Source organism: Roseomonas sp. TF40 (assembly GCF_057219975.1).
This window is the reverse complement of record NZ_JBXVVR010000009.1, coordinates 171,370-183,660: the sequence shown is the minus strand read 5'-3', so window position 1 is coordinate 183,660 and position 12,291 is coordinate 171,370. Positions and strand designations below refer to the sequence as shown.

Annotated in this window: 7 protein-coding genes; 3 read left to right on the top strand and 4 right to left on the bottom strand. The window is 70.9% G+C overall.

What is annotated here, in order from left to right; translation table 11 throughout:
- Positions 1-37 precede the first annotated feature (37 nt).
- Together AC2D9U_RS21730 and AC2D9U_RS21725 are read left to right on the top strand one after the other, a co-directional pair.
- Positions 38-949 carry an aminotransferase class IV gene (locus AC2D9U_RS21730; RefSeq protein WP_484753029.1) on the top strand — a complete coding sequence of 304 codons (912 nt, stop codon included), beginning with the start codon at positions 38-40 and terminating at the stop codon, positions 947-949.
- Between the two features lie 144 nt (positions 950-1,093).
- Positions 1,094-5,398 (top strand): beta strand repeat-containing protein, encoded by a 4,305-nt coding sequence (locus AC2D9U_RS21725; protein ID WP_484753025.1) that lies wholly within the window; start codon positions 1,094-1,096, stop codon positions 5,396-5,398.
- Here the strand turns inward: AC2D9U_RS21725 and AC2D9U_RS21720 are convergent.
- Genes AC2D9U_RS21720 through AC2D9U_RS21710 form a run of 3 tightly spaced genes read right to left on the bottom strand, consistent with a single transcriptional unit; the run spans position 5,393 to position 10,739 of the window.
- The gene (locus tag AC2D9U_RS21720; RefSeq protein WP_484753022.1) at positions 5,393-7,528 is read right to left on the bottom strand and encodes a hydantoinase/oxoprolinase family protein; all 2,136 of its coding nucleotides are present in this window, start codon (positions 7,526-7,528) and stop codon (positions 5,393-5,395) included. The two genes, AC2D9U_RS21725 and AC2D9U_RS21720, sit on opposite strands and share 6 nt — an antisense overlap.
- Positions 7,525-9,123: a hydantoinase B/oxoprolinase family protein gene (locus AC2D9U_RS21715; protein ID WP_484753018.1), complete on the bottom strand. Its 1,599-nt coding sequence runs from the start codon at positions 9,121-9,123 to the stop codon at positions 7,525-7,527. Before AC2D9U_RS21715 ends, AC2D9U_RS21720 begins: the two co-directional genes overlap by 4 nt.
- Positions 9,120-10,739 (bottom strand): thiamine pyrophosphate-binding protein, encoded by a 1,620-nt coding sequence (locus AC2D9U_RS21710; RefSeq protein WP_484753013.1) that lies wholly within the window; start codon positions 10,737-10,739, stop codon positions 9,120-9,122. Before AC2D9U_RS21710 ends, AC2D9U_RS21715 begins: the two co-directional genes overlap by 4 nt.
- Positions 10,740-10,842: 103 nt before the next feature.
- On the opposite strand from AC2D9U_RS21710, the gene AC2D9U_RS21705 reads away from it, so the two are divergent.
- Positions 10,843-11,589, top strand: a complete 747-nt coding sequence (locus AC2D9U_RS21705; protein WP_484753011.1) for an SDR family NAD(P)-dependent oxidoreductase — start codon at positions 10,843-10,845, stop codon at positions 11,587-11,589.
- Between the two features lie 115 nt (positions 11,590-11,704).
- Here AC2D9U_RS21705 and AC2D9U_RS21700 read toward each other — a convergent pair whose 3' ends face one another.
- Positions 11,705-12,253 carry a demethoxyubiquinone hydroxylase family protein gene (locus AC2D9U_RS21700; RefSeq protein ID WP_484753009.1) on the bottom strand — a complete coding sequence of 183 codons (549 nt, stop codon included), beginning with the start codon at positions 12,251-12,253 and terminating at the stop codon, positions 11,705-11,707.
- Positions 12,254-12,291 lie beyond the last annotated feature (38 nt).

Genomic DNA, 12,291 nt, shown 5'->3' with positions numbered 1-12,291 from the left:
TGTAGCATGAAGTGCATCACGGGAAGGAACGCGGCGCATGTGGCAGGCCCACACCATCATCCATAACGGCGTGGCCATGCCCTTCGCCGAGGCGCGCATCCACCCGCTTGCGCTCGGCGTGGCCTATGGCGTGGCGGTGTTCGAGGGGCTGCGCGCCTATCGCCACCCCACCACCGGCGCCTTCAGCATCTTCCGGCTCGAGGATCATCTGGCGCGACTCGAGCAGGGGATGAAGGTGATGCGCTTCGCTGACCCGCCGACGCGCGCCGCGCTGCGTCAGGGTGTGCTGGACGTGGTGCGGCTCAACACGCCGGATGACGATGCCTATCTGCGCCTGCAGGTGCAGATCGAGGGCCAGGGCACCATGGCGACCACCGGCCCGGTGGGCTGGATCGCCGCCGCGCTGCCGCGCGAGCGCAGCGCGAAATTCGCCACCGGCCTGGCCGCCTGCGTTTCCTCCTGGACGCGCATCGCCGACAACGCGATGCCGCCGCGCATCAAGGCGAGTGCGAACTACCATGCCGGGCGGCTCGCCACGCTGCAGGCCAAGGCCGATGGCTATGACACCGCCCTGCTGCTGACCGCGCGCGGCAAGCTCTCCGAGGCCGCGGCCGCCTGCCTCTTCCTGGTGCGCGAGGGCGTGCTGGTCACGCCCGGGCGCAGCAGCGACATCCTGGAGAGCATCACCCGCGCCACGGTGCTGCAACTCGCCGCCGAACTCGGCCTGCGGACGGAGGAGCGGGAGGTGGACCGCACCGAGCTCTATGTGGCGGAGGAGGTCTTCGTCTGCGGCACGGGGCAGGAACTGGTGGCGGTCACCTCCGTGGATCGGCTGCCGGTGGGCCCCGGCACGCCGGGCCCGATCACCCGGCGGCTCCAGGCCGCCTATGAGGCCGTGGTGCGCGGCACCAGCCCAGCCCATCCGGAATGGCGCCAGCCGGTGACCTGAAGGTCACGGAACATTCCAAAAGCCGATGGTTGCGATGCGCGTTCTGGGTGATTAACTGAGCGTTAGTCACATCATCGTGGGTCTCGCTCCGGCTGCCCCTTTGGCGCCCGCGGCGGACCCGCGCCTTGCGCAGGGACAGACATCATGGCCGTTTCGATCGGGGGCGCCGGCGCTGACAGCTTCTTCGGCACCGCGGGCAGCGACTTCTTCGCGGGCGAGGGGGGCGCGGATACGCTGCGCGGCGGGCTGCATGTCGATACGCTGAACGGCGGCGACGGCGATGACCTGATCGAGGGCGGGCGCGCCTTCGACCGCCTCTCGGGCGGGGCCGGCAACGATACCTTCCTCTACACCTCGCGCCTCGACATGGCGGGCGACCGCATCACCGACTTCAGCCTGGGCGACCGCATCGACCTCTCCGCCCTCGGTGCCCTGGTCTGGGGATTCGACTATGGCGCCTCGGGGGCGGCGAACGAATTGCGGTACCGCACCACCACGCTCGACAATGGCAGCGTCATCGCCACCGAGATCGTGCTGGATGTCGATGGCGACAACATCGTCGATGGCAGCATCTTCCTGGTCGGCACGCACCGGCTGCAGATGCTCTCGCCGGGCATCATCACGGCGGTGGCGCATGAGGAACGGCGCGGCACCGCGCAGGGCGATACGCTCTCGGGCGGCTTCGGCCAGGATACGCTGCGCGGCTTCGCCGGCGCGGACAGCCTCAATGGCGGCGACGGCAATGACCGGCTCTTCGGCGGTGACGGCGCCGATACGCTGCGCGGCGGTGGCGGCGCCGACATCATGGTCGGCGGCGCGGGCAATGACGTCTTCCAGTTCACCGCGCTCGGCCATGTCGGCGGCGATCAGGTGCGCGACCTGGAGGCAGGCGACCGCATCGACCTCTCCGCCATCCTCGGCCTGCGCTTCATCGGCGATGCGGTGTTCTCCGGCACCGCCGGGGAGATGCGCTACGACAACGCCAACATCCTCATCGATGCGGACGGGGACGGCTTCACGGACCGCTCCATCTTCGTCGCCACCGGCCCAGCGCTGGAGGAGACCGCCGCCGGCAGCCGCATCCTGCGCCTGGCCACGGCGCTGACGCTCAACGGCACCGATGCGGGCGAGACGCTGCAGGGCGGCGCGGCGCGTGACTCGCTGAACGGCCAGGGCGGTGCGGACAGCCTCGTCGGCGGCTTCGAGGATGACAGCCTCAACGGCGGTGCGGGCAACGATACGCTGCTGGGCGGCGCGGGCAATGATTCGCTCCTTGGCGGCGAAGGCGATGACGTGCTGATCGGCGGCCAGGGCGGCGATACGCTGGCGGGGGGTGCGGGCAACGACGTGTTCCGCGTGACCTCGCCCTTCGATACCGGGCTGGTTGCCGGTGCGGGCGGGATCGCGAGCCTGCCGGGTGAGAGCGGGCGCTTCGATGTCATCACGGATTTCGCGGCCGGCGACCTGCTCGATCTCTCGGCTCTCGGGCCGCTCATCTATCGCGGCGAGGAAGGCTTCGAGTTCCAGGCGGGCGAGGTGGTGCTGGGCACGACCGCGCTCCAGGAGAGCACCTTCAGCGGCAGCGTGACGGTGTTCCACCCGACCCTGCGCATCGACCGCGATGGCGATGGCAATGCCGATCTTGGCGTTCTGCTGCGCAACTTCCGCGGCATCCTCGAGGAGACCGCCCCTGCCAGTGGGGTCTTCCGCGCCGTGCCCTCCCTGAACCTGACCGGCACGGCCGCGTCCGAGGCCCTGACCGGCGGCGCCGCCGAGGACACGCTGGCGGGCCTGGACGGGGCCGATACGCTCTCGGGCGAGGGCCGCGCGGACAGCCTTGTCGGCGGTGGCGGCAATGACCTGCTGCTCGGCGGTGCGGGCTACGACACGCTCATCGGCGGCCTGGGCAATGACACGCTGGTCGCCGGCGCGGATGGCGGTTCGCTCAACATGTCCGAAGGCGATGATGTGGCGCGCTTCGGCCCGCTCGAGGGCAGCCTGGCTGATCTCGTCGGCTTCGGGATCGGCGACCGGATCGACCTCTCCGCCTTCACCCACCTGGTCTGGGCGGGGGAAGTGCCGTTCTCCTTCGGCCCCGGCAGCGGCAGCGCGATGACGCCGTTCAGCTTCGGCATCGCGACCTCCTCCTTCGGCGTGACGGAGGTGCAGGGCGACTCCAACGGCGATGGCTTCGCGGACATCTTCATCGAGTTGACCTTCTCCGGCTTCGCCCTGCAGGAAACCGCGCCGGGCAGCCGCATCCTGGTCGGCACGCCACCGCTCAACCTCACCGGCACGGAAGCCGGGGAAACGCTGACGGGCAGTATCGCGGGCGACACGCTCTCCGGCCTCGGCGGGGCGGATACGCTGCTCGGCTTTGGCGGGGCGGATACGCTGCTGGGTGGTGAGGGCGACGATGTGCTGCGTGGCGGTGACGGCAACGACTCGCTGAATGGCGGCCTCGGCAACGACATTCTGGCCGGCGGCGTGGGCAATGACACGCTCAACATGGGCGAGGGCGACGACACCGCACGCTTCGCGGGGCTGAGCGACCTGGCTGTGGGAATCGGCACCAGCGCCACCTTCGCGAAGACGCTGCTGCTCTTTGGCACGGGCGACCGGATCGACCTCAGCGCCCTTGGCGATTTCGCCTGGCTGGGCGGCAACTTCCCGTCGGGCAGCGCCACGGCGGACCGTGCCTACTACTACACGACGAGTGTCTTCATCGGCGGCACCTCGGTCTTCGGGACCATGCTGGCCTTCCAGGATTTCACGCCGGGCTCTGGAATCATCTCCCCGACCACGACGACCTACAGCATCTGGCTGCCCGGCTTCACCGGAATCCTCGACCTCACCGGCGCCGGCATCGTGCAGGCGGTGACACCGCTCAACCTGGTCGGGACCGACGCGGCCGAGACCCTGACCGGTGCGGCGGCGCCCGATACGCTTTCGGGCGCGGGTGGCGACGACACGCTGGTCGGCGGTGCGGGCAACGACTCGCTGCTCGGGGGGATCGGCAATGATCGCCTGCTGGGCGGGCTCGGCTCCGATACGCTGAACGGCGGTGAGGGCAATGACGTGCTGCTGGGCGGCGCGGGCTTCAACACCTTCGATGTCAGCCTGGGCGACGATCGCCTTGTCATGCTCGGGCTGGATGACCTGGCCTTGGGCAATTCCGTCACCGGCTTCGGCCTTGGCGATGTGATCGACCTCAGCGCCATCCCGGGCCTGAGCTTCATCGGCTCGAGCACCTTCTCGGGGATCGCCGGGCAGGTGCGTATCGGCAGCGATATCGGCGGCCCTGTGCTGGAGATCGACGCCGACGGAAACGCGGTCAGGGACGGCTTCATCCGCTTCGGCTTCGGCCAGTCCGTGCCGATCGAGATGGCGAGTCCCGGCCTGTTCACCCTGGCTGCGCCGCGCAACCTGGTCGGCACCACCGCTGCCGAGACGCTGACCGGTGCGGCCAATGGCGACACCATCTTCGGCAATAGCGGCAACGACCTGCTGCAGGGCCTTGATGGCGCGGATTCGCTCGACGGCGGGATCGGCAGCGATCGCCTGCTCGGCGGGGCAGGCGCCGACACGCTGATCGGCGGCGCAGGCATCGGCGCCGACACGCTGGTCGGCGGCGCGGGCAGTGACCGCATGGCGGGGGGTGAAGGCGCCGACCGCTTCGTCTTCACAGCCTTCAGCGATTTCGAGGCGAGTCTCTTCAGCGCGGATGTCATTGTCGATCTCGGCACGGGCGATCTGCTCGACTTTTCCGCGATCGCAGGCTTCGCCTTCATCGGCACGGCAGCCTTTGGGAGCATCGCCGGGCAGGCCCGCTTCGTCACCAATGTCGATGGCATGTTCGGCTCGCCGCCGGGACTCCTCTTCGACACGAATGGAGACTCCTTCGCCGATGGTGCCCTGCGGCTCGAAGGCTTCGCGGGCAGCCTGGCGGAGACCGCGGCGGGCAGTCGCATCCTCGGCGTCGTGGCGCCGCTCAACCTCACCGGTACCGCCGCGGCCGAGACGCTGACGGGTGGCGCGCTCGGCGACACGATCTCGGCCCTCGGGGGCAACGACGTGCTCAATGGCGGTGACGGCGCGGATACGCTGCGCGGTGGCGCGGGGGGCGACACGCTCAGCGGCGGCGCAGGTGTGGATCGCTTCGTCTATGGCGATGGCGAGACCAACGCCACCGCGGCGGGGCGCGACACGATCCTCGATTTTGCCGCCGGCACCGGCGAGTTGATCGACCTGTCGCTGATGGATGCGAATGCGGATCTGGCGGGCGACCAGGCCTTCACCTTCATCGGCAGCGCCGCCTTCTCCGCCGCCGGGCAGATCCGCTTCGCCAGCGGCATCCTGCAAGGCAACACCACGGGCACGACGGGGGCCGAGTTCCACATCGTGCTGTCCGGCGTGGCCAGCCTCGCGGCCACGGACTTCGTGCTATAGCGTAATGATAAGGTTCCCCCCGGCGTCGCACAGCGCGGCGGCGCCGGGCGGGAGCACCAGCGTGCTCTCGCGCTCCTCGACCAAAGCGGGGCCGGCGATCCTGTCCCCGGGGCGCAGCGCCGCGCGGTCATGCACCGTGGCGGTGACGAAGCCCTCCTCGAACCAGGCCTGGCGCGTGCCGCGGCGCGACACGCCCCCAGCCACCTCCCGCGCCGCGAGGGTGAGCCGGGGCACCGGCCCGCTCGCGATCAGGCGCCAGCCCACGGCCTCCACGGGCAGGCCGGCCTCGATGCGTCCGTAGAGGCGGCGATAGGCGGTCTCGAAGGCGGTGCGGATCGCCGCGCGGTCGCCTTTCTCCAGGATCTGCTGGGGTATCTCGGCCTCTACCTGGTAGCCCTGGCCGGCATAGCGCAGGGCGGCGCGCAGCGTGAGCGTGACATCGCGCGGGGCGATGCCGGCCTCGGCCAGCATCTCGCGGCCCTCGCGCGCCATCGCATCGACCATCGCGCGCAGCGCTGGCATGTCGAGCGTGTCGAGCGGCGCGACCAGGGCGCGCAGCAGGGCGAAGGAGATCGGCGCGGCGAGGAAGCCGAAGGCCGAGGCCACGCCCGCGCCGGGCGGCGAGATCAGCCCCGCCATGCCGAGCTTGCGCGCGATGGCGCAGGCATGCACGGGGCCCGCGCCGCCGATTGGCACCATCCAGAAATCCTCGATGCGTCGCGCCTTCTCCAGCGCATGGATCGCGGCCGCCTGTGCCATGCTGCCGTTCACCGTCTCATGCACCGCCCAGGCCGCGGCGACGGCGGAGAGGCCGAGCGGCGCGCCGACATGGTGCAGCAGCGCCTGTTCCGCCGCCGCGACATCGAGCCGCATCTCGCCGCCGAGGAAGCGATCGGGTGCCAGATAGCCGAGCAGCAGATCCGCATCCGTCACGGTGGGCTGTGTGCCGCCGAGGCCGTAGCAGGCCGGGCCAGGGTCGCTGCTCGCGCTGTCGGGGCCGACGCGGATCAGGCCGAGCTGGTCGACGCGCGCGATGGAACCGCCACCCGCGCCGATCTCGATCATCTCGATCACCGGCACCTTGAGCGGCAATCCGCTGCCCTTGCGGAAGCGATCGACGCGCGCGACCTCGAAATCCAGGCTGCGTGCGGGCTCACCCTGTTCGATCAGCGCGGCCTTCGCGGTGGTGCCGCCCATGTCGAAGCAGAGGATGCTGTGCTGCGCGGCCGCTTCGCCGATCACGCGCGCCGCCTGCACACCACCGGCGGGGCCGGATTGCACCAGGCGGATCGGATGGCGCGCGGCCACATCCTCACGCACCGTCCCGCCATCCGAGAGCATCAGGAAGAGCGGCCCGGCGATGCCGCTCGCGCGCAGCCCATCGCCAAGCCGCGCGAGGTAGCGTTCGAAGACCGGCTGCACATAGGCGTTGGCGATGGTGGTGGAGCCCCGCTCATACTCGCCGATCTCGGGCACCAGATCGCTGGAGCAGCAGAGCGTGAGGCCCGGCGCCTCCTCCCGCACCAACTCGGCCAGGCGGCGTTCGTGCAGCGGGTTGAGGAAGCCGTGCAGCAGGCAGATCGCGATGGCCTGCACGCCCGCCTCGCGCAGCCGGCGGATGGCGATGCGCGCGGCCTGTTCGTCGAGCGGGGTCAGCACCGCACCATCGGCGCGCAGCCGCTCCGGCACATCCAGGCGCAGATGCCGCGGCACCAGCGGCTCCGGGCGACGCATGAAGAGATCGTAGGTGTCGTGCCGAAGTTCGGTGCCGATCTCCTGCACGTCGCGGAATCCCGCGGTGGTGAGGAAGCCGGTCTTAACGCCGCGGCGCTCGATCAGCGCGTTGGCCACCAGCGTCGTGCCATGGATGACGTGGCGCACCTGGGCGGGTTGCACGCCATGTTCCGCGAGCAGCCTTGCCACGCCCTCCAGCACCGCCTGTTCCGGGGCGTGCGGCGTGGTGAGGATCTTGCCGTTGAACAGCCGCCCGTCGCGCGTGTCGAGCAGCACGAGATCGGTGAAGGTGCCGCCGATATCGACACCGATGCGATACGGGGTGGCGCCTTCGGCGCCGCGCGGCCGATTCAGCTCTTCGCGCCCTGCGGCGCTTCGACCATCGGACGCGCTCATGTCGTGTAGCCTTCATCGATGTCGCGCGCGCGATCCTCGGCGCTGCGCGACGCAGCCGGGCCGAAGCCGCCGCCGCCGGGTGTCTCGAAGGTGAGCGTATCGCCCGGCTGGAGCACGAAGCGCGCCTTCGCTGGCACGGGCGTGCCGTTCAGCAGGTCCCGCCCGCCGCGGCCGGGCGCACCGCCGAGGATGCCGCGTGGCGGGTGCTGCACGCGCTCATGCCGATAGGTGGCGGTGACGGACTTTTCGCCCAGCACGCGGAAGCCGATGCGCTGGCCGAGCCCGCCGCGGCGCTGCCCCGCGCCGCCGCTGTTCGGGATCAGCGCCTTCTCCGTCACCAGCAGCGGCGCCGCGTTCTCGAACTGCTCGACCGGCTGGGTCGCGACGTTGGAGGGGAAAGAGAGGCAGGCCGCGCCATCATGCGCGGCGGCCGCCCCATGCCCGCCATTCATGAAGAACATGCGGACATATCTGCGTCCGTCCTCGTTCTCGCCGGTGAAGTAGATGTTCCAGAGCGGGCTGCCGGATTCCGCCACCACGCGTTCGGGGATCATGCGCCCGAGCGCCGCCAGCACGAGCATCGGCAGGTAGTGGCCGGTCAGGTGCCGGCCCCAGACCGGCGCGGGCCGGCGCGGATTGACGATGCTGCCCTCCGGCGCGATGAGCGTGATCGGGCGGAAGCAGCCGTCATTGTTCGGCGTCGTCGGATCGAAGGCGCATTTCACCGCATAGTTCGCATAGGCGCGCGAGAAGTTCAGCGGCGAGTTCACAGGCCGCGCGATCTGCGGATCGGTGCCGGTGAAATCCAGCGTCAGCGCATCGCCCTTGATGGCGAGGCGCAGGCGAATGGTGACCGGATGCTCGAAGCCATCGGCCGTGACCTCGTCCTGCACCTCGCCATCCGGCACGGCGGTGATGGCGCTGCGCATCGCGCGTTCGGAGCGGGCGAAGATCTCGGCGGCCAGGCCATCGGCATCGGCCAGGCCTTCCTCGGCCAGGATGCGCTTCAGCCGCGGCTCGGCCTGGTCGTACATCGCGAATTGCGCGCGGATGTCGCCCAGCACCTCCGCCGGCTGGCGCAGATTGGCCTCGAGGAAGGCGATGACATCCTCATTCTCCACGCCACCCTTGAGGATGCGCGCGACCGGGATGGTGAGGCCTTCCTCCCACGCATCGCGCGCCTCGACCGAGGGGGCGCCGCCGATATCGGTGGCGTGGAAGGTGCTGCCGATCCAGGCCAGCACGCGACCTTCCGCGAAGATCGGCTTGACCATGGTGATGTCGTTGAGATGGCCCGTGCCGAGATAGCCGTCATTGCTGATCAGCACATCGCCGGGACCAAGGCGCGCGCGCGGGATGCGCGCGAGCATCGCGGCGAGCGTGATGGGCATGGTGCCGACGAAGCTGGGCACGGAGCGGCTGCTCTGCGCGAATTGCCGCCCCTGGCTGTCCATCAGCCCGACCGCCATGTCCCAATTGTCGCGCACGACAGAGGAGAAGCTGGCGCGCACGAAACTCTCGGCGGCCTCATCCATCAGGCCTGCGATGCGCGCCCAGGCGGAACCGAGCCGCAGGGCGGAGATCGGCGCGCTCATCCGCGCATCGCCTGCAGCTGCGCGGGATAGCCGGCGGGATCGACGAAGACATCGATCAGGGCCGGGCCCTCGAGCGCGAAGGCCGCGCGCAGCGCCGCGCGGTATTCGTCCAAAGTGCCGGCGCGGAAACCCGCCATGCCGAAGCCTTCCGCGACCCGGGCGAAGTCGGCACGGCCCCAGCGCGCGCCGGCGGGCGGCAATTGCCGGCTCTGCTGCTTGATGTCGATGAGCGAGAGCGCGCCATCGTTGAACACGATGGTCACCAGCTTCGCGCCTGCCTCCACGGCGGTGGCGAGTTCGCCCGCGCACATCATCAGCCCGCCATCGCCGGTGAAGGCCACGGCGCCGCGCGCGCGATCATGCAGCGCGCAGGCGATGCCGGCGGGCAGGGCGAAGCCCATGCTCGCGAGGCCATTCGAGATCAGCAGGTCGCGCGGCTGCTCGCATTCCCAGAAGGCGGTGGCGGAGAACATGTGCGCCCCGGCATCCACCGTGGCGCGCGGCGCGGCGCCAACCTCGCGCGCGATGGCCTGCGCCACGCGCACCACGTCGGGCGGGGCGATGCCGCTCTCGCCCTGCCAGGCGAGCGCGGCGAGCGCGGCCTCCCGATGCCCGGCGATCTCGGCTGCACCCCAGGCCGAAGCGCGCGCCTGGGGCAGCAGATCGCCGATGCGCGCGGCGATGTCGCCATGCAGCGCGGCGGTTGGCGCAGCGTAGCGCACCGGGTGCGGGCGCAGCGCGATATCGAGGATCGGCGCGGTGTAGCGCCAGGGCTGCAGGATCAACTCCACCGGGTCCAGCCCGACCTGGATGATGAGGTCCGCGCGGCCCACCACGGCCGCTTCCAGCGAGCCGCCGGTGAAGATGCCCGCATGCAGCGGATGCGCATCCGCCAGCACGCCCTTCGCCTTGTAGGTGACCAGCACCGGGCAATGCAGCGCCGCCGCCAGGGCGCGCAGCGCCTGCGCCACGGCGGGGGTCGCGGCCTCGAGCCCGGTGAGGATCACGGGCCGGCGCGCCGCGGCCAGCAGCGCGGCCGCATCGCCCTCATCGGGGGCGCGTGCCGGGGCCGGGGCGGCGGGTACCAGTGGCCCGGCCGGGCGCCGCGCCGCCTGGCTGGTGAGATCCAGATGCACCGCACCGCGCGGCGCCGCCTCGGCCAGGTCGAGCAAGGCGCCGATCTCGGCGGCGGGGTGGTCGGACTCGGCGCGGGCGAAGCCCTTGGTGATTGCAGCGGTGGCGGCGCGCTGGTCGAAGAATTGATGCGTGATCCAGCCCCGCTGCGCTTCGGTGAAGCCATCGGCCAGCAGGATCAGCGGCGACCTTTCCAGCGTGGCGCAGGCCAGGCCGTTCGCGGCATTGGCCACGCCGGGGCCCTTGGTCGTCAGCACCGCGCCGGGCGCGCCGGTCAACTCCGCATCGGCCATGGCCATGATCGCCGCCGCCGTCTCATGCCGCGCGAGGATGAAGTCGATTCCGGCCTTGGGCGCCGCCGCGATGAGGTCGAGCGAGGAGCCGCCGCCCGGCACGCCCCAGATCCGCCGCGTGCCGCGCGCCGCCAGCGCGCCCACCACGGCTTCCGCGACATTCGGCGCGGTGTTGCTGCCTTCCGGCATGATGCTTCTCCTCGACGTCCCGCGCTTCCTGTGCGCCCGGTCGCACGGCTTGCCAAGACGCGGCGAAGCACATCTGCTGCGCGTCGATCGAGGAGGATCGGCAATGGCGGATTTCACGGGCAAGCGCGTGCTGGTGGCGGGCGGCAGCCGGGGCATCGGGCGGGCCGTGGCGCTGGGCTTCGCGCAGGCGGGGGCCGCGGTCTCGGTCTGTGCGCGCGGCGCGGCGGGGGTAGCGGCGGTGCAGGCCGAGATCGCGGCGCTCGGCGTGCCGGCGCATGGCGTGGCCGCGGACCTCGCCGTCGCGGCGCAGGTGGAGGGCTGGGTGGCGCAGGCGCAGGCCGCGCTGGGGGGCATCGACGTGCTGGTGAACAATGCCAGCGGCTTCGGCGCGCGCGATACGGAGGAGGATTGGGCCAAGGGGCTCAATGTGGACGTGCTGGCGACGGTGCGCGCCAGCCGCACGGCCGCGCCGGCCTTGCGCGCAAGCCGCGGCAGCATCGTGAACGTCACCTCGATCTCGGGCTTCCGGCCCTCCCTGCGCACGCCGGCCTATGCGGCGGTGAAGGCGCTGCTGGTGAACTACACACAGAGCCAGGCGGCCGCCTTCGCGCCGGACGGTGTGCGGGTGAACGCGGTGGCCCCCGGTTCCATCGAATTCCCCGGTGGGTCCTGGGAGCAGCGCCGGGAGAGCGACCCCGCGCTCTATGGCCGCATCCTCGCCAGCATCCCCTTCGGCCGGCTCGGCACGCCGGAGGAGGTGGCGGAGGTGGTGATGTTCCTCGCCAGCCCCGCCGCGCGCTGGGTCACGGGGCAGACCATCATCGTCGATGGCGGGCAGATGCTCGGCTAGAGCGCGCTGCGTTCTGATGGACGCAGCGTGCTCCGGAACTCATTGAATCTAGAGCAAGAAATGCGTTCAGCGTCGCGGCAGCGCCGCGACCCATCTGAACGCATCTTGCTCTAGGCTAGATCCGCTTCGCCGCCTGCACCGCGGCCGAAGACCCCGCGCCGACGATCCAGGCCCAGGCGCGCAGCAGCGGCCCCGGCGGCGCGCCGGTGGCCTCGCGCGCTTCGTCGCGGTGGTGGATCTCCTCCGCCTGGCACTGCGCGAGCACGGCGCGCAGCGCGGGCTCGATCCCTTCCGCGTCCAGCCGGTCGAGCTGCTGCTGATAGTGGTGATCCACGAAGGTCTCGACCGCGTCGATCGTGGCATAGACGGCGCGGCTGCCGAAAAGGCCCGGCAGGAAGCCGGTCAGGAAGCCCGCCACGCGCCAGATCGGCAGCAGCACCGAGCGATCCTTCGGCGGCAGCACCTGCTCGATCAGGTCGAGATGGCCCTGCTCGGTGGCCTGGTGGCGCTGTGCGAAGTCACGCACCGCCGGGTCGCGGCTGATGGCGAGGATGCCGCGATAGATCATCACGGCCCCGGCCTCCCCGGCATGGTCGGAGCGCAGCTCGGCGACGAGCCAGGCAGGCAGGGCGGCGGGGCGGGGAATGGCGGAGATCTGGTTCATGCCCGCGCCAGATGGCCGCGCGACGGACGCCGACAAGG